The sequence below is a fragment of the Marivita geojedonensis genome, assembly GCF_002115805.1.
GTDB lineage: Bacteria > Pseudomonadota > Alphaproteobacteria > Rhodobacterales > Rhodobacteraceae > Marivita > Marivita geojedonensis.
Genome location: NZ_JFKC01000001.1, coordinates 263,019 through 287,688 on the forward strand (window position 1 = coordinate 263,019; position 24,670 = coordinate 287,688).

A 24,670-nucleotide genomic window follows, 5' to 3' on the forward strand; every position below is an offset into this window, starting at 1 on the left:
ACCATCATGCAAATCGAAAAGATGCTTCCGACCCGTGGCCAGTTGGAGGACGTCATTCTCTCGTGGCTTGATGGCGACACCGAGGACACACGGCTCCTGTCGGTCATGCAAAGCTATTCTTGGGTCTGGCCACCAGAGACCGAAACGACAATCAAAGCGTTCGCGCGAACTTCAAGGAAGCAGTGGCCGCGATCATCACGCACGGACAAGAGACGGATGAATTCAGACCGTCCTTGGATCCCATCCTGACGGCCAGATCAATCTGGGCGATCTACACGTGGGGCACCCGCGCTGCGATTTTTGTAGGGGCAACGGCACGCGAATGCCATCGAGCCATCATGGCACAGGTGAAACAGCTCATCCTTTTGGATTGATCGGCCCTTTGAGGCTGAGGACTGGAACCAATCGATGAGTAGTGTTCGAATGTGTAGCAGGCCTGGAACCGATCCCCTGAAGGGAAACCGTCTTAAAGGCAGTGACGTAATCCACGACCGAGCTGATGACAGGCTTCAGAGCACGTCCCAGTCATCATCATTCGACACAGGTCCCATCGCGATCCAAGACATCCGCACTCTCGCAACGCGCGTATCGAGCCATGTTCTGAAGACAGCGTCGAACCCGGTCTTGCTGATATCTTCTGCCGAGAGATCCGCCCGGACGTTGTGCGCACTGTCCATATCCCAGAGTGTCAGTGACACATGCACCATGGGTAATTCCGCAAAAGGATGGTCAAAATGGATTCGCTGACGCCGTTCGCGCGAGCCCTCGCCGGTCCACATCTCACCGCCCTGTTCGAAATCCGAAAACAAATCGACGGAGCCCTGCGCAATTCCCAATCGTGATCCCTGAATGATCTGCATGCCAATATTCCAAATGATCACAGGGTCTACTGCATGCCGCCCTCTGAAAAAACGAAAAAAGCCCCGCTGCATCGCGGGGCTTTGATTTTGGAAACGATAGCGTTCTCAGAGAGACGGCTGTTTCGGCGACAGACCGATATGGCCACCGACAGCCACCATGTCGGCGAGCAGCTTGGCTGCGTCATCGACCGGACCGGGCTCGTTCTTGAAGGTCTCTTTGGTCTGGTTGTACGCGGCTTGAGCCTCATCAACCATCGCTTCATAGGTCGCCTGATCCACATCGCCTTTCGGCAGCGCCCGCTCCGCGAGGACAGACAGGCTCTCACCCAGCTCCGCGAAACCACCTGTGACGACGAATTCCTCGGTGCCCTTTTCGGTTTCGACCGTAAGGATGCCGGGACGCAGCGTCGTGATCAGCGGTGCGTGGTTCGGCATTGCCGTCATGTCACCATCGGCACCGGGGATCTGCACAGATTTGACCTGCGCCGACATCAGGCTGCGCTCGGGGCTGACCAGATCGAATTGCATGGTCTCTGCCATGTGTGATCTCCTTTTGGGTGTCGTCCCCGCGAAAACTTCCGCGAGGACTTTTGAACGCCCGGTTTAGGCTGCGTCTGCCGCCATCTTTTCGGCTTTGGCTTTCACTTCCTCGATGCCGCCAACCATGTAGAAGGCGCCTTCCGGAAGGTGATCGTACTCGCCGGCCACAACAGCTTTGAACGAAGAGATCGTGTCTTCGAGCGGAACCTGAACACCGTCGGAACCGGTGAAAACCTTCGCCACGTCGAACGGCTGCGACAGGAAGCGCTGGATCTTGCGGGCACGGGCCACGGTCATCTTGTCCTCTTCGGACAGTTCGTCCATGCCGAGGATCGCGATGATGTCCTGAAGCGACTTGTAGCGCTGGAGGATCCCCTGAACGTCACGGGCAACCTTGTAGTGCTCTTCGCCCACGATCTGCGGGTCCATCAGACGCGAGTTCGAGTCGAGCGGGTCCACAGCGGGGTAGATGCCGAGCTCGGAAATCGCACGCGACAGAACGGTTGTAGCGTCGAGGTGCGCGAAGGTTGTCGCAGGCGCCGGGTCGGTAAGGTCGTCCGCAGGCACGTAGACGGCCTGGATCGAGGTGATCGAGCCAGCTTTGGTCGAGGTGATGCGTTCCTGCATCGCGCCCATGTCGGTTGCCAGTGTCGGCTGGTAGCCCACAGCGGAAGGGATACGACCCAAGAGAGCGGACACCTCGGAACCGGCCTGTGTGAAGCGGAAGATGTTGTCCACGAAGAACAGAACGTCGGTACCGGACTGGTCGCGGAACTGCTCGGCCAGTGTCAGACCGGTCAGGGCAACACGGGCACGCGCACCCGGAGGCTCGTTCATCTGACCGTAGACCAGGGCCACCTGCGACTCCGAAAGGTTGTCCGGCTTGATAACGTTGGATTCGATCATCTCGTGGTAGAGGTCGTTGCCCTCACGGGTCCGTTCACCCACACCCGCGAACACCGAGTAACCCGAGTGCACTTTCGCGATGTTGTTGATCAGTTCCATGATGAGAACGGTCTTGCCCACGCCGGCACCGCCGAAGAGGCCGATCTTACCACCCTTCGCGTACGGCGCGAGCAGGTCGATCACCTTGATGCCGGTCACGAGAATTTCCGACTCGGTAGACTGTTCGGAGAACTCAGGAGCAGGCTGGTGGATCGGGCGGTATTCATCCGCTTCAACCGGGCCACCTTCGTCCACCGGCTCACCGACGACGTTAAGGATACGACCGAGCGTTGCGTTGCCCACCGGGACCGAGATCGGACCGTCTGTGTCGACAACTTCCTGACCGCGGACGAGGCCCTCGGTTGCGTCCATCGCGATGGTACGCACGGTGTTTTCGCCAAGGTGCTGGGCCACTTCGAGAACGAGCGTCTTGCCGTTGTTGTCAGTGGTCAGCGAGTTCAAAATAGCCGGCAGGTGGTCGTCGAACTGAACGTCCACGACGGCGCCGATCACCTGCGTGATTTTGCCTTTTGCGTTTGCCATGTTTCGTCTCCGGTTCTTAGAGCGCCTCGGCGCCCGAGATAATTTCGATCAGTTCGTTGGTAATCACGGCCTGACGTGAACGGTTGAATTCGATGGTGAGCTTGTCGATCATCTCGCCCGCGTTCCGCGTAGCGTTGTCCATCGCGCTCATCCGGGCGCCCTGTTCAGAGGCGCCGTTTTCGAGCAGTGCAGCGAAGATCTGCGTTGCGACACCACGCGGCAGAAGATCCGCGAGGATCGCCTCCTCGTCCGGCTCGTAGTCATAGAGCGTTGTCGCTTCAGCCGACCCATCTTCGGGCGCGTCGAACGCGGCCGGGATGATCTGCTGCGCTGTGGGCGTCTGGCTGACCACGTTGACGAACTTCGCGAAGAAGATCGTCGCCACGTCGAACTCGCCTGCATCAAAGCGGCCAAGGATGTCCTTGGCGATGCCCTGCGCATCCGCGTAGCCAATCCGCTTTACATCGCTCAGGTCGATGTGACCGATGAACAGACTGCCGAAGTCACGCTTCATCGCGTCACGGCCTTTTTTGCCGACTGTCAGGATTTTGACGGTCTTGCCCTTTGCTTTCAGCTCTGTCGCCTTCTGCTTGGCCAGCTTCGCGATGTTCGCATTGAAGCCGCCGCACAGGCCACGTTCCGCCGTCATGACGACGAGCAAATGCACGTCATCCTTGCCAGTGCCACTCAGCAGCTTCGGCGCGCTGTCGCTGTCGCCCACGCTTGCTGCCAGCGCACCCATCACGGCATTGAACCGCTCTGTGTAGGGGCGCGCCATTTCGGCAGCATCCTGTGCCCGCCGCAGTTTTGCGGCGGCCACCATCTGCATGGCCTTGGTGATCTTGCGGGTCGATTTGACCGACTCGATCCTTGTTTTCAGGTCCTTAAGACTTGGCATTGCCTCGTCTCCTTACGAGAAGTCGGCGGCGTATTCGTCCAGCGCGGCCTTGATCTTGTCGGCCAGCTCGTCTTTCACCTTACGGTCGTTGTTGGTGATGTCGTCGAGCAGCGCCTGATGCTTGCCGCGCAGGTGTGCAAGCATACCTGCTTCGAAACGGCCCACATCGGAAACGGCAACCTTGTCGAGGTATCCGTTCGTACCCGCGAAGATCACGCAGACGATTTCCGCGTTGGTGAGCGGCGAATACTGCGGCTGCTTCATCAGTTCGGTCAGACGCGCACCACGGTTCAGAAGCTGCTGGGTGGCTGCGTCAAGGTCGGAACCGAACTGCGCGAAGGCCGCCATTTCGCGATACTGCGCAAGAGACAGTTTCACAGGACCGGCAACCGAGGACATTGCCTTGGTCTGAGCGGACGAGCCCACACGAGAAACCGACAGACCGGTGTTCACGGCCGGGCGGATACCCTGATAGAAGAGTTCGGTTTCAAGAAAGATCTGACCGTCAGTGATCGAGATCACGTTGGTCGGAATAAACGCCGAAACGTCACCACCCTGAGTTTCAATGATCGGCAGAGCTGTCAGCGATCCTGCACCGTTGTCTTCGTTCAGCTTTGCCGAACGCTCGAGCAGGCGCGAGTGGAGGTAGAAAACGTCACCCGGGTACGCTTCACGGCCCGGCGGGCGACGCAGCAGCAGGGACATCTGACGGTACGCAACGGCCTGCTTGGACAGGTCATCGTAGATGATCAGTGCATGGCGACCGTTGTCACGGAAGTGCTCGGCCATCGACGTCGCAGCGTAGGGTGCGAGGAACTGCATCGGCGCCGGGTCGGACGCGGTTGCCGCCACGACGATCGAGTATTCGATCGCGCCGCTCTCTTCGAGCTTCTTCACCAGCTGCGCCACGGTAGAACGCTTCTGGCCAACGGCAACGTAGATGCAGTAGAGCTTCTTGCTCTCGTCATCGCCAGCAGCGTCGTTGTAGGATTTCTGGTTCAGGATTGCGTCCAGAGCAACGGCAGTCTTACCGGTCTGACGGTCACCGATGATGAGCTCACGCTGGCCACGACCAATCGGGATCATCGAGTCAACGGCCTTAAGGCCGGTCGCCATCGGTTCGTGCACCGACTTACGCGGGATGATACCCGGGGCTTTCACGTCCGCGATGGAGCGGTTCTTGGTGTTGATCGGCCCCTTCCCGTCGATCGGGTTGCCCAGACCGTCAACAACGCGGCCCAGCAGCTCGTCGCCCACCGGAACGTCCACGATGGCGTTGGTCCGCTTGACGGTGTCGCCTTCCTTGATGTCACGGTCGGAACCGAAAATAACGATACCGACGTTGTCGGATTCAAGGTTCAGCGCCATGCCGCGAATTCCACCCGGGAATTCGACCATTTCACCGGCCTGGATGTTGTCGAGGCCGTACACGCGCGCAATACCGTCACCAACGGAAAGGACGCGGCCCACCTCGGTGACTTCGGCGTCCTGCCCGAAGTTCTTGATCTGCTCCTTAAGGATCGCAGAAATCTCGGCTGCTTGGATACCCATTTATCCGACCTCTTTCATTGCATTCTGGAGGGAGTTGAGCTTGGAGCGGATCGAGGTATCGATCATCTTCGAGCCCACTTTAACGACAAGACCGCCGATGAGGGATTCATCAACGGTCGCATTGATCTTAACGTCCTTGCCGACTTTCGCCTTGAGCGTCTTGGCAAGTTCTTTTGACTGGGCCGCTGTCAGTTTGACGGCAGACGCCACATCGGCTGTCACTTCGCCCTTTTCTTCCGCGATCAGGTCGCGCAGGCGGGTGATCATTTGCGGCAGCACAAAGAGGCGGCGCTTCGACGCCATCAGCGCCAGCACGTTCTGCATTGTCTTGGTGAGGCCCATCTTGGCGGAAACCGCCGAAATCGCGTTGGCCTGCGCATCGCGGCTGTAAACCGGCGAATGGATCAGGTCTGTCAGTTCTGGACTGCTTGCAAGCGCGGCCGACAGATCGTCGAGGTTGGCTTCGAGCTTGTCGAGCTCTTTACCCTCCTTGGCGAGGTCAAAGACCGCCATGGCATAGCGTTCTGCGATGCCAGAGGAAATGGATGCTGGTTCAGACACGTCCACCCTTCCGCTATTCTGCCTCCGATCCCCCGCGTTACCGGTGGTCAGAGGCGTTTTCAGTTTGGCAAATGCCGCTTGGCATAGAAATCAGCGCGGATGTAGCAGAGGCGTTCCAAGCCCGCAACACGGTAAGGTGTTTTCGTGTGAAGCACCAAACCCCTTATTTTTAAGGACTTGGCGCAACTGCGACTTATTGCGCCCCCGAAAAGATGAGATTTCCTGTCAGTTTTGCTGCGAAACAGCGATTCCTCACCGCCTTGATCGCCGGATTGCCAAGAGCGCCCATAATTTGGGCACTCTGCGTTATTGGCACCACAAGCTAGATTCGGACCGTTCCATCGATCACAACCATTGAGTGTCCGCCGATCAGAACACGTTCCGCGTGGGTCGTATCGAGTCGAACAAACACGCGACCCTTTCTGCCTATGCAGGTCCCCTGAGCGATGACCAAGTCCCGATTGAGGCGTCCATCGCTCCACATCCACTGGGCAATTGCCGCGTTCAGTGATCCCGTGATCGGATCCTCGCTCATTCCACTCGAAGGCGTCAGATTGCGTACTTCGTAATCGCAGCGCGATCCGGCGGGGTAGCGACCGATAACGCCAAGCCCTGAATAGGTTGGCCAACGCACCAGATCGGCGTCGATGCCAAGGACATCGTACGCATCAATGAGTTCCAGAACCTTCCATTGCGGACCATTGTCCAAAGCTGCAGACCGGACCACACGTGCTGGATCGATCCTCAGCGCCTTGCAAAGATCTACCTCTATGCCTTCGTCCAATGGAGCGACTTCGGTCGCAGGCGCGACGAAAGCCGGTACATCGCCGGTCATGTCAATCTCGACCAGCCCGATCGCACATTCCTGGATGACCCTTTTGGCATTCCGAGGCACGCCACCAGCGTGCAACCACGCCGCGCACGTCCCCAGCGTCGGATGGCCTGCGAAGGGCATTTCGCGGCCCGGCGTGAAGATGCGAACTCGGTAATCCGCGTCGGCCACCGATGGCGGAAAGACAAAGGTGGTTTCTGCCAGGTTCGTCCATGCAGCAAAGGCCTGCATCTGAGTGTCGCTCAGACCTTCGGCATCAAGAACCACTGCAAGGCCGTTGCCCGCGGTCGGTTCCGACGCGAACACGTCTGTCTGGATGAAACGTCTTTCCCGCATCGGCTCTCCTGCTCCGTCTAACCTATTTCTCAGCTTTGACCATTGCCCTCGCCGGTTTGGCGGAGGGTGTCGGAACAAGGTTGCCCAACGGATTAAGAACCCGGTTTTCGACCTTCGATCCTCCGGGTGTGGGGCTGGCTTTGGTGACCTCCACCATCAGGACACCTCCTGCGACCAGCGCCGACACGCTCCGACCCATCTGTTCCCAGATACGCCCGGTCTTCATCCAGAAACGTCGCGTGGAGGGTGGCTGGTAGAGTACGGCCGTGTGCCTCTGTGGTGCGAAATCATGGGCTTTCAACTGGGCTTCGAGTTGCCCCATGGAGTAGGGGCGCCCGTATCCGAAGGGCGTAGCATCTGAGCGTGCCCATAATCCGGAACGATTTGGCACAATGAAGAGTGCCTTGCCTCCCGGTCCAAGAACGCGCCAGCATTCCTCGAGCAAAGCCGATGGCCGCTCCGACGTTTCCAGACCATGCATCAGGACCAGCTTGTCGAAACGTCCTGTCTCGATGGGCCAAAGGGTCTCTTCGCAAAGAACAGAGACATTGGGCATTCCTGCCGGCCAAGGCATCACCCCCTGCTGCGCCGGCATCAACCCGATCACCCGGCGCGCATCGGCCAGGTAGGGGCGCAGCAATGGCACCGCGAAACCAAATCCGCCAACGGATTGATGTTTGGCTTCCGGCCAGAACGTCTTGACCTGATCCCGCACAACGCGCTGCGCCACACGCCCGATTGCACTCCGATAGTAGAAGTTGTGCAGTCGTTGCACGTCGAGATGCATTTGGGCCTCCGGTCCAATTGGCCTAGGTATGAAGCAATGTAACCACGACGGAAAGAAACGCCATGCCCCTTGAACTTGTCACCCTGCCCGCGCTGTCTGACAATTACACCTATCTGCTGCATGACAGTGCGAGTGGTGCGACCGCCTGTATCGACGTGCCGGAGGCCGAGCCGATTCTGGACGAACTCGCAAAGCGGGGCTGGACGCTGACCGAAATCTGGCTGACCCATCATCACCATGATCACATCGGTGGGGTCGAGGATCTGCTCAAGACGTGCGATGCCAAAGTCACCGGCGCAAAGTCTGACAGGCACAGGCTGCCTACGCTCAACCGCGAAGTTGCTGACGGCGACAGCTTTGAATTCGGTGGCGAAGTCGTGGATGTTCTGGACGTGTCCGGACATACAATCGGCCACATCGCCTTTGTGGTTCCGAATTCCGGCTATGCATTCACGGCGGACAGCCTCATGGCGCTTGGATGCGGTCGTCTTTTTGAAGGCACCGCCGGGCAGATGTGGGACAGCCTGCAAAAGCTGGCCGCGCTCGATCCGGAAACGATTATCTGTTCGGGGCATGAATACACCCAGGCCAACGCGCGCTTCGCCATCACCGTGGACCCTGACAATGACGCCTTGAAAGCACGCATAGACCGCATAAATGCATTGCGTAGCGGAAACCAACCGACGGTTCCCAGCAAACTTTCCGAAGAAGTGGCGACAAACCCCTTCCTGCGCGCCGCTGACCCCGCAATCCAGGCCCATCTCGACATGATCGGCGCGGCGCCGGCAGAGGTATTTGCCGAAATACGCGCTCGCAAAGATCGCTTCTGAGGCAAATTCACAAGAACTTGTGTGCAATCGATGCGCTGGGGCCTGTCAAGCCAAAGAAAAAACTTGAAGCTTTGTCGGTAACGACCAAACTTTAATATTAAGATGACAGTTGCCTCGTACCCTGCGGGGCAACATAAAAAGGAAGGAGCACTCAACCGTGCCTTCATTTTCGAATACCCTTGAGCAGGCAATCCATTCGGCATTGGCACTGGCCAATTCCCGATCTCACGAGTTTGCAACGCTGGAGCATCTGCTGCTGGCGTTGATTGATGAACCCGATGCGGTGCGGGTCATGAAGGCGTGTTCGGTCGATACAGAGGAACTTCGGACGACATTGGTCGATTACATCGACGATGACCTGTCGAACCTCGTGACGGATATCGAAGGGTCCGAGGCGGTACCTACGGCAGCATTCCAGCGCGTGATCCAGCGTGCCGCCATCCACGTTCAAAGTTCTGGCAGAAGCGAGGTCACAGGCGCAAACGTGCTGGTGGCGATCTTTGCAGAACGCGAAAGCAACGCAGCCTACTTCCTGCAGGATCAGGACATGACGCGCTACGATGCCGTCAACTTCATCGCTCACGGCGTGGCCAAGAACCCGGCCTATGGCGAAAGCCGCCCAGTCACCGGCGCAACCGAAAACGAGGAAGAAGCGCAGGCACAGGAACCGCAGGGAGAGCAGAAAGAGTCCGCTCTCGCGAAATATTGCGTCGATCTCAATGCCAAATCGCGTGAGGGGGATATCGACCCCCTGATCGGCCGAGATGCCGAAGTGGAACGCTGTATTCAGGTCCTGTGCCGCCGCCGCAAGAACAACCCGCTTCTGGTGGGCGACCCCGGCGTTGGCAAAACAGCGATTGCAGAAGGTCTGGCGCGAAAGATCGTGGCTGGTGAAACTCCCGAAGTTCTCGCGAACACCACGATTTACTCGCTCGACATGGGAGCACTTCTGGCAGGCACCCGCTATCGCGGTGATTTCGAGGAACGACTGAAGGCGGTCGTGACCGAGCTGGAAGAACACCCGGACGCGGTTCTGTTCATCGATGAGATCCACACTGTGATCGGTGCAGGCGCAACGTCCGGCGGCGCAATGGACGCCTCCAACCTTCTGAAGCCGGCGCTGCAGGGCGGAAAGCTGCGCACAATGGGCTCCACCACGTACAAGGAATTCCGCCAGCACTTCGAAAAAGACCGCGCACTCAGCCGCCGGTTCCAGAAAATCGACGTGAACGAACCTTCGGTGGAAGATGCAATCAAGATCCTCAAGGGTCTCAAACCCTATTTCGAAGAGCATCACCACGTCAAATACACTGCCGACGCGATCAAAACGGCGGTTGAACTTTCGGCACGGTACATCAACGACCGCAAGTTGCCGGACAAGGCGATCGACGTGATCGACGAAGCTGGCGCAGCGCAGCACCTCGTCGCGGAATCCAAGCGCCGCAAATCGCTTGGCGCGAAAGAGATTGAAGCCGTCGTGGCCAAAATCGCGCGCATCCCGCCAAAGAACGTCTCAAAGGATGATGCAGAGGTGCTCAAGGATCTCGAAGCAAGCCTCAAGCGCGTGGTCTTCGGGCAGGATGCCGCCATTGAAGCGCTGTCCTCGGCCATCAAGCTGGCGCGCGCCGGTCTGCGGGAACCTGAAAAACCGATCGGAAACTACCTCTTCGCCGGTCCGACCGGTGTCGGCAAAACCGAGGTCGCCAAGCAACTGGCGGACACGCTGGGTGTAGAACTGCTGCGCTTCGACATGTCCGAGTACATGGAGAAGCACGCGGTCAGCCGCCTGATCGGTGCGCCTCCGGGCTATGTCGGGTTCGACCAGGGTGGTCAGCTTACCGATGGTGTGGACCAGCATCCGCACTGTGTGCTCCTGCTCGACGAGATCGAAAAGGCACACCCGGATGTCTACAACATCCTGTTGCAGGTCATGGACCACGGCTCGCTGACCGACCATAACGGGCGGACCGTCAGCTTCCGGAACGTGATCCTGATCATGACCTCGAACGCGGGTGCTGCCGAACAGGCGAAGGCTGCCATCGGATTTGGCCGCGATCGTCGCGAGGGTGAGGATACCGCTGCGATCGAACGCACGTTCACGCCGGAATTCCGCAATCGTCTGGATGCGGTGATTTCCTTTGCTCCGCTGCCGAAAGAGGTCATTCTGCGCGTGGTCGAGAAGTTCGTGCTTCAACTCGAAGCGCAGCTGATGGATCGGAATGTGACCATCGAACTGACCAAACCCGCCGCGGAACTGCTTGCCGACAAAGGCTATGATGACAAGATGGGCGCGCGTCCTTTGGCTCGTGTGATCCAGGAAGAAATCAAAAAGCCGCTCGCGGAAGAGCTTCTTTTCGGGAAGCTGGCAAAAGGCGGCGTGGTGCGCGTGTCGGTGAAAGACGGCAAGCTCTTCCTCGAAACCTCAGGCCCGGACAATCCCCGCCTGTCGAGCAAGAAACCCCCGCTGCTGACGGCGGAGTGATCTCGCGCTTTATTGCAATAGCACTTGCGTCCGCCACACCGGTTGTGGCGGACGTTCCATTTCTGGCCCTGCCTCTCGAATGCGTGCTTGGTGAAACCTGCGTGATCGAGGATTACCCCGACATCGACCCTACCGACGCAAGCTCGGACTACCGATGCGGTTTGAAATCAAGAAACGCGCACAGCGGGACGGATTTTTCCCTTCTCAGCTTCGAACAGATGGAGAAGGGTGTTCGTGTGATCGCAGCAGCCGACGGCAGGGTTGAGGCCATACGCAACACGCGCCCGGACCAGCCTTACGTGCCGGGGACGGATCTAAATGGCGAAGAGTGCGGCAACGCCGTTCGCATCGACCACGGGAATGGCTATCAATCGATCTACTGCCATATGAAGCTGGGGTCGGTCCGGGTGACCCCCGGACAGCGCGTCGTGCAGGGACAGCTTCTGGGCGAGGTAGGGTTGAGCGGTCTGACAAACTATCCGCATCTGCATCTGACGATCACGCGAGGGGCTGAAATCATCGACCCGTTTGCACCATCACAGAACAATGCGTGCAGCGAGCCTTTTGAGACCCTCTGGCTGGACACTCCAACCTATTCGGATGCAGGCCTGTTCACGGTTGGCGTCTCGGACGGTGTTCCAGAACTTGAAGACGTGGCCTCAGGCGCGGCACGGCGAACTGCGCTGGCGGCTTCGGATGCGATGGTGTTGTACGCCCATGCCTTTCACGGCAATCGCCACGACAGGATCGAATTCACAATGTCTGGTCCCGAAGGCATGATCTTCGAACACACGGCGCGGCTGGACCAAGACCAGGCACAGCTTATGCGCGCCTATGGACGCCGCGCCCCATCAGCCGGCTGGCCCAAGGGAAACTATCGTGGATACGCGCGATTGATCCGTGGAAACACCATTCTGGCGGTGCGCCACGCAGATGTAACGGTGAAGTGAGGCTCACTGCTCGGTGAGCTTCAGCTCGATCCTTCGGTTCTGCGCCCGTGCTTCAGGAGTATCATCGGTGTTGACCGGCTGGTATTCCCCAAACCCGTTCGCAGAAAGTCGCTGCGGGGGAATCCCCAGGTCTTCAATCATGTAGCGCACCACAGACAGCGCCCGCGCTTGGGACAGTTCCCAATTGTCGGCGTACAGCCCCTGCCCCGACAGCGGCAGGTTGTCTGTATGCCCGTCCACGCGAATGATCCAGTTGATGCCTTCCGGTATATCCTGCGCCACGTCCCGAAGGATCGCTGCCACATTGGCAATCTGCGCACGGCCTTCCGGGGACAGCCCGGCTTCCGCTGGTGGGAACAGCACTTCGGAGGAAAAGACAAATCGATCGCCTTCGATACGGACACCTTCCCGGTTGCCCAACACTTCGCGCAGCCTGCCAAAGAACTCCGACCTGTAGCGTTCAAGATCCTGGTTCTGCCCCGCGAGGCGCTGCTTTTCCTCTTCGAGGCGTTGGCGCTCTTCTTCGAGCCGCTGGCGTTCCGCTTCTTCCAATTGACGACGGCGCCGTTCCTCTGCCGCCACGCGCGCCAAGGCCGTGTTCAATTCGCTACCCAGGCTTTCCAGCTGGATTTGCGCTTCGGCGTCGCGCGCCTCGGCTTCATCCAGCAGAGCCTGCAGTGACGACAGCTGTCGGCGCAACGCTCCGACCTGCTGATTGAGCAATTCGGTCTGGCGCTGCGCTTCGGTCGCGCGCTGTGACTCCGCCTCAAGCTGATCGCGCGCCTGTTCCAGAAGCACTTGCCGCTGCTCGGACTCTGACAATCGGTCCTCCAGCGCAGTTTCAGCAGCCACCTGCGCGGCAAGTGCCGCGGCCAACTGATTACGGGTCTCCTCAAGTGTCGCTTCAGTAGAAGTCTGCTGCGCCAGCGCGGCAGCCAGCCGCTGCTCGAGCGTTTGTTCATTGTCGGTTCGGGCAGCCGCATTTGCCTGTGCCTCTGCCAAAGCCTGACGCAGAGCATCGACCGTCGCCCGCAGTTCCGCACTGGCTTCCTCTGAACCGCTCAACTCCAGCGAGAGCGTTGCGTTCTCGGCGCGCAAGTCCTCCAGTCGCGCCTCTAGCGCGTTCGCCTCGGTGACGCGGATCAACGCCTGCGACAGTCGCGCTTCCAGAGTGGACAGCGTGGTCCGATCAACCCGCGCTGCTTCCAATTCCTGTTCAAGAGCAGCGATCCGGGACGATTGCTCTGACAACTGAGCCTGAAGAGACGCTTCAGTTTCATTCCCTTGCGTGACCTCTGTGTCCAACTGCGCCTGAAGCGCCGCGATCCGCTCTTCGCTTTGCGCAAGTGCCGCCTCAAGTCGCGATTGCAATTCATCCACCCTCTCGCGGCCCTCGAGCAAAGCTGCCGCAAGGCGTGCGTTCAGATCCTCTTCTGCCTGACGGGCCGCCGCAAGAAGAGTGAGGGTTTCTTCGGCCCGGGCGCGCTGTTCTTCCAGAGCCATGGTCATTGCAGTCAGTTCAGCATCGGCGTTCTCAAGCCGCTTCCGCAAAGCCTCCGCCGCCGCCGCCTCGGCAAGCTTGGCAGCCTCTTCTTCGCTCAACGCGGATTCAAGATCGGCGACCTGCGCGGTCAAAACGCCAACCTGCTGGGTCGTCTCAGCGTTCTCGGCGCGCAGGTCCGCCACCAGTGCCTCAAGCGCTTCCCGCCTCGCTGCCGCAAGACGCGCCTCCTCTGCCTGCGCATCGATCTCACTCCGCGCGGTCGCCAATGCCAGATTGAGCGCTTCCTGCTCCGACAGCAGCTGATCGCGCGTTTCCGTCAGATCAGCCACCTGATCCCGCGCAGAATCGCGCTCGGAAAGCAGTCCCGCCACTTGCTCCTCGAAAGAGGCGATCCGTGCGTCGGCGGATTCAAGCGCCGCAGCCTGCCTGTTGCGCGTTGCCGACAACGAGGCAATGATTGCTTCCTGTTCGGTCAGCCTGGCCTGGGTGTCATCCAGCGTCGCGTTCAACGCGCCCAACTGATTGGTCAGGGATGTTGTACGCTGCTGTTCAACGCCCAGCGCGCGGGCCAGTTCGGCTATCTCGGAAGACAGAGCATTCAGCTCATTTTCCTGCCCGGTGATCGTGTCGCGCAGAACGGCCTGAACCACCATGAAGATGGTCAGGACAAACATCAGAACCAGCAGCAACCCGGTCATCGCATCCACGAAACCGGGCCAGATTGAGGCCTGGAACCGGGCTCCGGTGCGCCGTGACAGGGCCATATACTAGCCCTCGCCCTTTTCGATCCTGCGGCCCGAATTGCGGGCCATGCGTTCGAGGGCGCGGCTTATGGCAGAAAGATCAGTCCGCAGTTCCGCCATGGTTTCCTGACGTCCGGCCGCCACTTCTTCGAGGATCCGCAACATCTGAACGTCGATGGATCGCAGCCGCATGCGGCTCTCGGCATCAAGCCCCTCATTCTCGGACTTGTGGGTCAAAACATCGATCAGACGGTCCTGACTGTCCGCGATGCGCGCAAATGCCGTCGCACTCGGTGCGGTGGCCTCCATTCGTTCGGTCATCCGTTCAAGCGTATCGCTCAACTGACCCAGCTTGTCCTCAACCTCTGACCGACCTTCTTCGGACCGCGCAAACAGGAGCTGCAGCGCCTCCATCTGTTCGACCATCTGATCAAGGATGACCCCGGCGGTTCCCATGTCTCCGCCGCCCTCGGCCTCACCACTCGAAAACCCGAGTTTGGTGATGGAGCTCAGCCATTCCTCAAGTTCACGGTAGAACCTGTTTTGACCATGACCCGCGAAAAGTTCGAGCAGACCGACAACCAGCGATCCCGCGAGCCCAAGCAGCGACGACGCAAAGGCGACCCCCATTCCGGACAGTTGGCTGTCCAGCCCGTTCATCAGCCGTGCAAATACCTCAACCCCGCTCTCGCCATCTTCGGGCGCGAGGCCCCGGATCGTATCGACCAGCGCCGGTACGGTCGTCGCCAAGCCGTAGAAGGTGCCCAGCAGACCAAGAAAGATCAGAAGATTGACGATATAGCGCGTGATCTCCCGCGCTTCGTCGATCCGCGTCGCAACCGAGTCGAGGATCGATCGCGTCGAAGTTGTATTGATCTGCATCCGCTTGCCGCGCGACCGCAGCAGGGTTGCAAGCGGAGCCAGCAGAAGAGGCGCTTTGCTTTGAATTCCGCTTTCGCGCTCCTGAGCGAAATGCTCGATCCAGCGCACGGATTGGATCAATTGCCAGACCTGCCAGAAACAGGCGACAACCCCGATGCCAAAGACAAACAGAATGAAGCCGTTCAGATACGGGTTCGCCTCGAACACCGGCAACACCCGCGGCAGTGCAAGAAAACCGCCAGCGCCTGTGAGCCCCAGAACGAGGAGCATCATCAGCACCTGTCGGACAGGTTGAGAAAACTGTGGCTCGGCCTCGATGTCCGGCTGATCCATGCGGACAGTTCCTGACGCGTTTCTTGTTGTTCGTCGCAGACTTTAGGCGGTTCGCCGCCAATCGCCAAGCGGTTAAGCGATCAGGGCACGTACACGTGCGCAGAGCCAGTCCAACTCTGCATCCGGAATGCCCAATTCTGCCAGATGTGCCGCCGTATTGAACAGGTACTCGCTGTTCGGACCACGCCCGCCAACAGCCCGTGCGATGATCTGGGCCTGCTCCTCAAGCTCAAGCGCGCCGCAGTATTGGACATGGTCAGGATCAATCACGTAGGTGACGGCGAGTTCCTCGCGGCCATCTGCAAACCGAATGGGCAGAATCTTTTCCAGATAGGCAGAAGACACCAGTTCGCGTTCGCGCAGATACGCCATCGTTGCATCGAGTTCTTCTTCATGCATCTGCATCGCCAGCCCGTCGCACCCCGCTTCCGGATGCGCGTCGAGCGCCAGCACAAGACCGGGATCCTCTTCAGTTCCGCGATGGTGGATCGATCTCATACAGAAACTCCGCGCATATCCATCCAGCCGCGCGTGCACTGTCTCCACCGGGGTAAACCCGGGGTTCCAAAGAAGCGATCCGTAACCGAAAACCCAATGTGTCATGATACTGGTCCTGCCGTCATGCAGGCGGTAAACACCAAAGGCGCGGCAGACAAAAGGGGTGTCCGAGTGAAACGTCTACTGGCTGTGATCCTCGCAGCGGCAGTTCTTTATAGTGGCTGGTGGATCTATGCCGCTCAGGACATGCGCAGGGGCCTTGAGGATTGGTTCGAAGATCAGCGCAACTCTTCCTGGCAAGCCACATTCTCAGATCTCAGTGTGCGCGGTTTTCCAAATCGTACCGATGCAACAGTCACCGACCCTCTGCTGCTGTCGCCGGACGGTACAATCGGATGGCGTGCACCTTTCCTGCAAATCCTTGGCCTGAGTTACAAACACGGGCACGTTATAGTCGTACCTTCGGACACACAGACTCTGACCACACCTGATGGCGAGATTGGTCTCTCTTCGGACGGCTTGCGCGCAAGCGTGATTTTCGAAGATCAAACAGTCTTGCGCAGCAACCTTGAGGCGATGGTTCTCAATCTGACGGGACCCGAGCGCGCGGTTGCGATGGCCGGTGTTTCGGCGGCGCTGGAAAAGACGGACACCGCGCCCGGCGCATATCGCGCGGCAGTCTCGGTCGAAAGCATCGCCGTATCCCCGTCCAACGTGACCACGAATATGGGGCCCGACTCGCTCGCCTCTCTGAGGGCAGAAATGGATCTCGTATTTGATACCCCGCTTCGCATAGATGGTCTGACTGATGCGCCTCCCCCACGCGACATAACCCTGCAGAGGTCCGAGATCACCTATGGATCCGTGACCTTCAAACTCACCGGGTCAGCCAGCTTTGACATGCAGGGCCGCGCCACGGGAGAGGTCAATATTGCCGCGGAAAACTGGCGCGATGCAATCGAGGCTGCCCGCAATCGGGGGGATCTGCCGCCTGCATTGTCGGAAGGACTGATCGATCTGCTTTCGATGCTGTCCAGCCTGAGCGGCGCGCGCGATGCGTTGGATGTGACACTCGGATTGGATCGCGGCACAGTCCTGATCGGCCCGATCCCGATTGGAACCTTACCGCCTCTGCAATGGCGCTGAGCCTTGCCAAGCCCGCACTGCGCCGCAACACTGGTGCCAAATTCGAGGTGAGACATGGCAGACGGGCTTTTCCAACGGATCGACAACGCGCGCGATGACCTGATCGCACTGACGCAGGAGCTGATCCGCATTCCAACGCTCAACCCGCCCGGTGAGAACTACGCCGCGATCTGCGATCTGCTCGATACCCGCCTGTCCCACGCCGGGTTCGATACCACTTGGGTGCGCGCAGAAGGCGCTCCCGGCGACAGTGACCGCTATCCCCGCTGGAATCTGGTCGCGCGACACGAAGGCTCGCGCCCCGGCGAATGCGTTCACTTTAACTCCCACACCGATGTCGTCGAAGTCGGCCACGGCTGGACCCGAGATCCGTTTGGCGGCGCGGTCGAGGACGACAGGATTTACGGTCGTGGCGCCTGCGACATGAAAGGCGGCCTCGCCACCTCCATCATCGCCGCCGAAGCTTTCATCGCCGAACATCCCGACTATGCTGGCGCGATCGAAATCAGCGGCACCGCCGACGAGGAATCCGGTGGCTATGGCGGTGTGGCCCATCTGGCCCAACAGGGATGGTTCGACCCCAAGCGCGTTCAGCATGTCATCATCCCCGAACCGCTGAACAAGGACCGTATCTGCCTTGGGCACCGGGGTGGATGGTGGGCCGAGATCGAAACCAAGGGCGAAATCGCCCACGGCTCCATGCCGTTTCTCGGCGTCTGCGCCGTGCGCCACATGGGTGCCGTTCTGCAGGCTTTTGAGGAAACCCTCTACCCGGCCATGGCCTCCCGCTGGACGGAAATGCCCGTCGTCCCTGAAGGCGCACGTCAGTCCACGATGAACATAAACTCCATTCACGGCGGCCAGCCCGAACAGGCCAGCGACTATACCGGCCTGCCCGCCCATTGCGTGCCCGACAGTTGCCGCATCGTGATCGACCGCCGCTTTCTTATGGAAGAACCCATCGAAGCCGTCCGGCAAGAGGTGATCGACCTGCTCGAAGACCTCAAGGCACGGCGCGAAAACTTCGATTACGAAATCCGCGAGATCAACCGCGTGATCCCGTCAATGACCGACAAGACCGCGCCCATCGTCACAACCGTCCATGACGCGATCCACGCAGTGCTGGGGCAAGACCCCACTTACGTCGCCTCACCGGGCAGCTATGACCAGAAACACATCGACCGGATCGGCAAGCTGAAGAACTGCATCGCCTATGGACCCGGTGTTCTGGAACTGGCACACAAACCCGATGAATGGGTCGGGATCACCGATATGCTCGACAGCGCCAAGGTCATGGCCCGCAGCCTCGAAACCCTGCTGCTGCCCTGATCTTCTCGGTTTTCAAAATACGCCGGGGCAGCGCCCCAACCGTTTCCGTCAACAGAAACGTGATCCTGCATCGACGCAGGATCGCTCTCTCACACCGCGATATTGTCGATCAACCGCACCCCGGCCAGCCACGCCGCCGCAAAAAGCCGCGACGGAACGTCGGACCGCTCCAGTAGAGCCAAACCGTCCGCCGCCCTCAGCTCGAGGTAATCCACCCCGGTGAATCCGGCGGTCTCCAACCGCGCCAAGGCATCCGGCAGGACTTCCGACATCGCCGCACCACCGCGCAAGGCGTCCGCCATACCCTCCATCACCTCGTTCAAGACCGGCGCATAGACACGCGCACGATCCGACAGCAGCAGGTTGCGGGACGACATCGCCAGCCCATCCTCTTCGCGGATTGTCGGGCAGCCGATCACTTCAACCGGAATGTCGAGATCAGCCGCCATCCGGGTGACCACCTGCAATTGCTGGTAGTCTTTCTCGCCAAAAAACGCTTTGTCCGCCTGCGTCTGAAGGAACAGCTTAGCCACCACCGTGGCCACGCCCTCGAAATGCCCGGGCCGCGATGTGCCGCAAAGACAATTGGTGAGCCCAGTCACTGAAACGGTTGTCCCAAAACATTCGGGATACATCTGGTCGCCATCCGGCACCCAGATCGCATCCACGTCGAACCGTTCAAGCTTGCGCGCATCCGCCTCCTCGGTGCGGGGGTAGTTGGCTAAGTCTTCGGGATTGTTGAACTGCTTCGGATTGACGAAGATCGTCACGATCACCCGGTCACAGACCGCCTTGGCCGCGGCGACAAGGCTCAGATGCCCGTCATGCAGCGCGCCCATGGTCGGGACGACGCCCACAACCTCGCCCGCCCGTTTCCACGGAGTCACCATTTCGCGCAGCAGCGCTTTGTCCCGCACGATTGGAGCGATCACGACTTGGCCTCCGGTGCAGCGTCTGCGAACACATGTTCGTCTGCGGGGAAAGCCCGAGTCCGCACCTCTTCGGCATAAGCCGCGACAGCAGCCTCGGCCTGCTCGCCCAGAGTGGCATAGCGTTTGACGAATTTGGGTTTGAACCTGGTGAAGAGCCCCAACATGTCATCGACCACCAGGACCTGCCCATCGCATCCCGCCGACGCGCCGATGCCGATGGTTGGGATTGGCACTTCGGCCGTGATCCGGCCTGCCAGCGTCTGCGGCACCTTCTCCAACACAACGGCAAAGGCCCCTGCCGCAGCCACCGCCTGCGCATCCGCCAGCAACCGCGCGCCTGCCGAACCGCGTCCCTGCACCTTGTATCCCCCAAGCGTGTTGATCGACTGCGGTGTGAGACCGATATGCGCCATCACCGGGATACCGCGGGCCACCAGAAACGCGATGGTCTCGGCCATGCCCTGCCCCCCTTCCAGCTTGACCGCACCCGCGCCGGTCTCCGCCATGATCCGCGCCGCGTTCCGAAATGCCTGCTGTGGGCTTTCCTCGTAGGATCCGAACGGCATGTCGACGACCATCATCGCCCGCTGCAAGCCGCGCTTCACCGCCTGCCCATGCAGAATCATCATCTCAATGGTGACGCCCAGCGTCGAAGGCAGGCCGTGCAGCACCATGCCCACACTGTCACCGACCAGCACGAAGTCGCAATGCGCATCCATCAACTCGGCCATCGGCGTGGTATAGGCTGTCAGACTGACGATGGGTGTCCCGCCTTTGCGCGCACGGATATCGTCGGGCAAGGGGGCAGTCTTTCGGGCGGTGGCGCTCATATGGCGTCTCCTCTGGGGTCATTTCTGCGCGCGCATCTAGCAAGCGCGGCCAACCTCCGCACTGCGCAAATTGCAGCATGTGCTTGATTGCAGGACGATTCGCGCGGACAGTGAGGACAACAACAGGAGGGACACCATGACACATCACTTCCTTCGGGGCGTTGCCCTTGCGGCGCTTCTTTCGGCGCCTGCGATGGCGCAGCAGACCGACCTCACCATCGCTCTGCAACTCGAACCACCACATCTTGATCCAACAAGCGCGGCCGCCGGGGCGATTGACTCCGTGCTTTACTCCAACGTCTTCGAAGGGCTGACGCGCTTCATGTCTGACGGGTCCGTGGTGGCCGGTCTCGCCGAAAGCTGGGAGATCAGCGACGACGGCACGACCTACACGTTCAAGCTGCGCGATGGCGTGACGTTCCACGATGGCACCACAATGGATGCCGAGGACGTGAAATTCACGCTGGACCGCGCCCGCGCCGAAGACAGCGCCAATGCGCAAAAGGCTCTTTTTGCCGGGATTTCGGAAGTCACAGTTATCGACCCGACAACGGTCGAAGTGAAACTCTCGGCCCCGGACGGCAATTTCCTGTTCAACATGGCCTGGGGCGATGCGGTGATCGTGGCCCCCGAGAGCATCGATAACATCAAGCAGACCCCGATCGGCACCGGACCATTCAAGTTTGACTCCTGGGTGCAGGGCGATCGGATCGAAATCAGCCGTAATGCCGATTACTGGGGCGACGCCCCGGCGCTCGAAGCGGCGACGTTCAAGTTCATCTCAGACCCAACCGCAGCCTTTGCTGCGATGATGGCGCAGGATATCGACGCGTTTGCAGGCTTCCCGGCGCCCGAAAACCTGCCTCAGTTCGAGGCCGATCCCCGCTTCCAGGTGCTCGTCGGCTCGACCGAAGGCGAAACGATCCTGAGCACGAACAACAAGATGCCGCCTTTGGATGACGTGCGCGTGCGCGAGGCCATCGCCCATGCGATCGACCGTCAGGCAATCATCGACGGGGCCATGTTCGGACTGGGCACCCCCATCGGCACCCATTTTGCGCCGCACAATCCCGACTACGTCGATCTGACCGCAAAATCGAATTACGACCCGGAGAAATCGAAGGCGCTCTTGGCCGAAGCCGGTTTGGCGGATGGCTTCACCACAACGCTTAAACTGCCACCGCCCTCCTACGCCCGACGCGGTGGTGAGATCATCGCAGCGCAATTGCGTGCAGTTGGGATCGAGACCGAGATCACTAATCTCGAATGGGCACAGTGGTTGGAAGAGGTGTTCCGCGGCAAGGATTTCGGCCTGACCATCATCAGCCACACCGAACCGTTCGACATCGGCATCTATGCGCGTCCGGATTACTATTTCCAGTATGACAATCCGGCGTTCCAGGAGTTGATAACCACCCTTGGCGCCACGAGCGACCCCGCTGCGCGGTCGGACCTGCTCGCACAGGCCCAAACCATGATCGCGGACGATTACGTCAACGGCTATCTTTTCCAGCTGGCCTTCCCGACAGTTGCGGATACACGGATCAAGGGGCTCTGGCAGAACGCGCCGACCCAGGCCACGGACCTGACCGGTGTGAGCTGGTCGGAGTAAGACGCTTTACGAGTGCCGGCACGGATGCGGGTATTGCACCGCATCCGTGCCAGCTTTCCAAAGGACTTTGGAATTTAGACTTTTTGCGTTCTGAAAGACCCGCTGCAGGACGTTTCTTCGCAGTACTCCAAAACTCCGGGCTTGTAAGGGGCGACAATGACCGCCACCTCAACGTAAGACCAGATTGCCAATCGCATGAGTCCAACATAGGGTCATGCAATGCCAATCCCCGTCGAAAACTTCTTTCTCAAACCGGACTCGAAGGGCACCCTTCAGGCGCGCATCCAGCAGATGGTCGCGGAAGGCATCCTCTCCGGGCGGTTTCGCCGGGGTGAAAAGCTGCCCTCAAGCCGCAAACTGGCGCATCACCTCGGCGTCAGCCGGATTACCGTCACACTCGCCTATACCGAGCTTCTGGCCAACGACTACCTCACATCGCGCGGCCGCTCCGGCTATTACGTGTCGAACGACGCGCCCGAGCCGCCGCATTTCGAAAACACCCCACGCAAAGAGGATGCCGTCGACTGGTCCCGTGCGATCGGCCAAAAATTCACCGGCGCGGTGACACTCGTCAAACCACAGGACTGGGCACAGTACCATTATCCGTTCCTTTACGGTCAGACTGACCCGCAACTCTTCGATCATGCCAACTGGCGGCTCTGTGCATTGCAAGCCTTGGGGGCAAAGGATTTTGCCGCCCTGACACGCGATTACTTCGATCAGGACGACCCGCAACTGGTCGAATTCATCCTGCGGCACACCCTGCCGCGCCGGGGGATCACCGCAACAACCGATGAAGTACTGATCACTATGGGCGCTCAGAATGCGCTCTGGATGACCTCTCAGGTCCTGCTGACCCAGCGCCGCAACGCCGTGATCGAGAACCCCTGTTACCCGTCGCTGCGTGGTGTGCTTACCCAATCCCGATGTCATCTGAGCGCGGTCGACGTGGATGAAGACGGGTTGCCGCCCGAAGAGATTCCGGAAAACACCGATGTGATCTTCACCACCCCCAGCCACCAATGCCCGACATCCTACACGATGCCGCTGTCCCGTCGGCAGGCGCTGCTCGAACGGGCCCGTGCGCTTGATGCGCTGATCGTTGAAGACGACTACGAATTCGAGATGGCCTATCTCAAACCTCCGATGCCCGCGCTCAAGAGCCTCGATGAGGACGGCCGGGTAATCTATGTCGGCAGCTTCTCAAAATCGCTCTTCCCGGGACTAAGGCTGGGTTATCTTGTAGGATCGGCCCCGTTCATCCGCGAAGCCCGCGCCCTGCGCGCTGCCATGCTCCGCCACCCACCGGGCCTGACACAGCGCACCACCGCGTATTTCCTGAGCCTCGGACACTATGACAGCCTGATCCGACGGACTGGCAAAGCGCTCAACGACCGGCGCGCAATCATGGAACATGCAATCCGCAAACACGGGTTGACCATCGCCGGGAAAGGCACCTATGGCGGGTCGAGCTTCTGGATGCGCGCTCCGGATCATGTCGATTGCGAAGAACTGGCCCAGCGTCTGGCCAAGGTTGGCGTGCTGATCGAACCCGGCACCGCATTCTTTGCCGACGACATCCCGCCGCGCAATTTCTACCGCCTCGCCTACAGCTCGATTGCCCAAGCCCGGATCGACCCGGGTGTGGCGGAAATCGCCAAGGCCATCGAGGCAACGCCTGTCACATAGAGGCGCCCACACGAAACCCCGGCGGGATCGCATCTTTCCCTTCAAGCACCAGATCGGCCATGACCTCAGCCACCTTCGGGGCCATTCCGAACCCGATCTTGAAACCGCCATTGGCGATGAAATGCCCGTCCCGTCCGGGCCACTCCCCAAGCATCGGCGCGCGTGACCGGGCGCGCGGGCGCACCCCGGCCCAGCGGTCGACGACCGGCGCATCGGCCAGCACAGGCATCGCGGCAATCGCCCGCGCAATCAGATCGTCGCATTGCGTATCCAAACCATCGGGGCTGTCGAACTCCCTTTCGCTGGTCGACCCAATCACAACCGTGCCGTTGGCATGCGGGATGATATGCAAACCATCGACAAACACCTGCGGCACGGGTCCGGCATCATAGGCCAAGGCCGCCGACTGGCCCTTGATTCCGGCACCGACGGATTTCCCGACCTCTTCAGACAGGGTTAAAAGCCCACGCCAGCCCGTTGCCCAGATCACCGCACCATGGTCCGGCGCTTCGGAAACAACCCCGACGCCCTTTGCATTTAACGCCGCAACCAACGCGGCACAGGCCTTTCTTGGGTGCATCCTTCCAGTCAGAGTGTCCCGAATGACGAAACCTGACGGCGACACAGGTGCAAAATCACCCGCCTTGTCCGCCGCAATCACCTCCCACACCGCACGCCCCTGCCACAAGCTGCGCGCGCCGTCACAGCGCGCCCGCGCCAGATCCAAGGCATGATCGTCAGCGATCGGCTGCAACCGCCCTGTGCGCCCGTAGCCCGGATCGACACCACCAACCTCCTGCACCTCAGTCCAGAACGCTTCGGCCATGAGCAGGCTCTCCAGTTGAAACGCTTTCTTGTCGTTCCAATTCTCCGGCACGTGCGGCGCCAGGGCACCAACCAACCCACCGCTCGAGCCAGAACCTGCTCCGAACGGGTCCACCACCTGCACCCGCGCGCCGCGCTGCGTCAGAATCCATGCGATGCTCAGGCCAAAAATTCCCGCACCGCGCACCGTGATTTCGGGCATTGCCATTCCGGTCTCTCCTCGCCAAGGTCG

The 24,670-nt window shown here is 59.9% G+C and carries 22 protein-coding genes; 8 read left to right on the top strand and 14 right to left on the bottom strand.

All coding sequences use genetic code 11. From position 1 onward, the window contains the following. Positions 1–119 precede the first annotated feature (119 nt). On the top strand, positions 120–374 hold the full coding sequence (locus MGEO_RS01405) for a hypothetical protein (RefSeq protein ID WP_085634903.1): 255 nt from the start codon (positions 120–122) through the stop codon (positions 372–374). A gap of 135 nt (positions 375–509) precedes the next feature. Here MGEO_RS01405 and MGEO_RS01410 read toward each other — a convergent pair whose 3' ends face one another. From MGEO_RS01410 to MGEO_RS01445, 8 genes are all read right to left on the bottom strand, one after another. Continuing rightward, positions 510–860, bottom strand: a complete 351-nt coding sequence (locus tag MGEO_RS01410; RefSeq protein WP_085635236.1) for an H-type lectin domain-containing protein — start codon at positions 858–860, stop codon at positions 510–512. Positions 861–965: 105 nt separating this feature from the next. Beyond that, entirely contained in the window at positions 966–1,400 is a 435-nt protein-coding gene (locus MGEO_RS01415) for a F0F1 ATP synthase subunit epsilon (RefSeq protein WP_085634904.1), read from the bottom strand. A 63-nt stretch (positions 1,401–1,463) separates the two neighbouring features. After that, the gene (gene atpD, locus MGEO_RS01420; RefSeq protein WP_085634905.1) at positions 1,464–2,888 is read right to left on the bottom strand and encodes a F0F1 ATP synthase subunit beta; all 1,425 of its coding nucleotides are present in this window, start codon (positions 2,886–2,888) and stop codon (positions 1,464–1,466) included. Between the two features lie 16 nt (positions 2,889–2,904). Beyond that, on the bottom strand, positions 2,905–3,786 hold the full coding sequence (locus MGEO_RS01425; protein ID WP_085634906.1) for a F0F1 ATP synthase subunit gamma: 882 nt from the start codon (positions 3,784–3,786) through the stop codon (positions 2,905–2,907). Between the two features lie 12 nt (positions 3,787–3,798). Then, a complete protein-coding gene (gene atpA, locus MGEO_RS01430; protein ID WP_085634907.1) occupies positions 3,799–5,337 on the bottom strand; it encodes a F0F1 ATP synthase subunit alpha in 1,539 nt (512 codons plus the stop codon). Beyond that, positions 5,338–5,904 (bottom strand): F0F1 ATP synthase subunit delta, encoded by a 567-nt coding sequence (locus MGEO_RS01435; RefSeq protein WP_085634908.1) that lies wholly within the window; start codon positions 5,902–5,904, stop codon positions 5,338–5,340. 316 nt (positions 5,905–6,220) lie between these two features. After that, a complete protein-coding gene (locus MGEO_RS01440; protein WP_085634909.1) occupies positions 6,221–7,066 on the bottom strand; it encodes a PhzF family phenazine biosynthesis protein in 846 nt (281 codons plus the stop codon). Positions 7,067–7,088: 22 nt separating this feature from the next. After that, complete coding sequence (locus tag MGEO_RS01445) at positions 7,089–7,853, bottom strand: methyltransferase domain-containing protein (protein ID WP_085634910.1); 765 nt, start codon at positions 7,851–7,853, stop codon at positions 7,089–7,091. A gap of 62 nt (positions 7,854–7,915) precedes the next feature. Here MGEO_RS01445 and gloB point away from each other — a divergent pair, with 62 nt between their 5' ends. The 3 genes from gloB to MGEO_RS01460 all read left to right on the top strand — a co-directional run bounded on the left by gloB (position 7,916) and on the right by MGEO_RS01460 (position 12,115). Beyond that, entirely contained in the window at positions 7,916–8,683 is a 768-nt protein-coding gene (gene gloB / locus MGEO_RS01450) for a hydroxyacylglutathione hydrolase (RefSeq protein ID WP_085634911.1), read from the top strand. Between the two features lie 157 nt (positions 8,684–8,840). Then, complete coding sequence (gene clpA / locus MGEO_RS01455; RefSeq protein WP_085634912.1) at positions 8,841–11,165, top strand: ATP-dependent Clp protease ATP-binding subunit ClpA; 2,325 nt, start codon at positions 8,841–8,843, stop codon at positions 11,163–11,165. Further along, entirely contained in the window at positions 11,162–12,115 is a 954-nt protein-coding gene (locus tag MGEO_RS01460) for a M23 family metallopeptidase (RefSeq protein WP_085634913.1), read from the top strand. The genes clpA and MGEO_RS01460 overlap by 4 nt, the downstream gene beginning before the upstream one ends. 3 nt (positions 12,116–12,118) lie before the next feature. Here MGEO_RS01460 and MGEO_RS01465 read toward each other — a convergent pair whose 3' ends face one another. From MGEO_RS01465 to MGEO_RS01475, 3 genes are all read right to left on the bottom strand, one after another. Continuing rightward, on the bottom strand, positions 12,119–14,383 hold the full coding sequence (locus MGEO_RS01465) for a peptidoglycan -binding protein (RefSeq protein WP_085634914.1): 2,265 nt from the start codon (positions 14,381–14,383) through the stop codon (positions 12,119–12,121). 3 nt (positions 14,384–14,386) lie between these two features. Next, entirely contained in the window at positions 14,387–15,577 is a 1,191-nt protein-coding gene (locus MGEO_RS01470; RefSeq protein WP_085634915.1) for a biopolymer transporter ExbB, read from the bottom strand. A gap of 72 nt (positions 15,578–15,649) precedes the next feature. Continuing rightward, positions 15,650–16,180: a gamma-glutamylcyclotransferase gene (locus tag MGEO_RS01475; protein WP_085634916.1), complete on the bottom strand. Its 531-nt coding sequence runs from the start codon at positions 16,178–16,180 to the stop codon at positions 15,650–15,652. A gap of 66 nt (positions 16,181–16,246) precedes the next feature. Here MGEO_RS01475 and MGEO_RS01480 point away from each other — a divergent pair, with 66 nt between their 5' ends. Together MGEO_RS01480 and MGEO_RS01485 are read left to right on the top strand one after the other, a co-directional pair. Next, positions 16,247–17,221 (top strand): DUF2125 domain-containing protein, encoded by a 975-nt coding sequence (locus MGEO_RS01480; RefSeq protein WP_158090954.1) that lies wholly within the window; start codon positions 16,247–16,249, stop codon positions 17,219–17,221. Positions 17,222–17,275: 54 nt separating this feature from the next. Next, positions 17,276–18,550, top strand: a complete 1,275-nt coding sequence (locus MGEO_RS01485) for an acetylornithine deacetylase/succinyl-diaminopimelate desuccinylase family protein (protein ID WP_085634918.1) — start codon at positions 17,276–17,278, stop codon at positions 18,548–18,550. A gap of 89 nt (positions 18,551–18,639) precedes the next feature. Here the strand turns inward: MGEO_RS01485 and panC are convergent, their stop codons facing one another. Together panC and panB are read right to left on the bottom strand one after the other, a co-directional pair. After that, positions 18,640–19,482, bottom strand: a complete 843-nt coding sequence (panC, locus tag MGEO_RS01490; RefSeq protein WP_085634919.1) for a pantoate--beta-alanine ligase — start codon at positions 19,480–19,482, stop codon at positions 18,640–18,642. Continuing rightward, complete coding sequence (panB, locus tag MGEO_RS01495) at positions 19,479–20,312, bottom strand: 3-methyl-2-oxobutanoate hydroxymethyltransferase (RefSeq protein WP_085634920.1); 834 nt, start codon at positions 20,310–20,312, stop codon at positions 19,479–19,481. The genes panC and panB overlap by 4 nt, the downstream gene beginning before the upstream one ends. Before the next feature lie 136 nt (positions 20,313–20,448). Here panB and MGEO_RS01500 point away from each other — a divergent pair, with 136 nt between their 5' ends. Further along, positions 20,449–21,924, top strand: a complete 1,476-nt coding sequence (locus MGEO_RS01500; protein ID WP_085634921.1) for an ABC transporter substrate-binding protein — start codon at positions 20,449–20,451, stop codon at positions 21,922–21,924. Between the two features lie 219 nt (positions 21,925–22,143). Beyond that, positions 22,144–23,613, top strand: coding sequence for a MocR-like pyridoxine biosynthesis transcription factor PdxR (gene pdxR, locus MGEO_RS01505; protein WP_085634922.1), 1,470 nt, complete (start codon positions 22,144–22,146; stop codon positions 23,611–23,613). Here pdxR and MGEO_RS01510 read toward each other — a convergent pair. After that, a complete protein-coding gene (locus MGEO_RS01510; RefSeq protein WP_085634923.1) occupies positions 23,606–24,646 on the bottom strand; it encodes an NAD(P)/FAD-dependent oxidoreductase in 1,041 nt (346 codons plus the stop codon). The two genes, pdxR and MGEO_RS01510, sit on opposite strands and share 8 nt — an antisense overlap. Between the last annotated feature and the right edge of the window lie 24 nt (positions 24,647–24,670).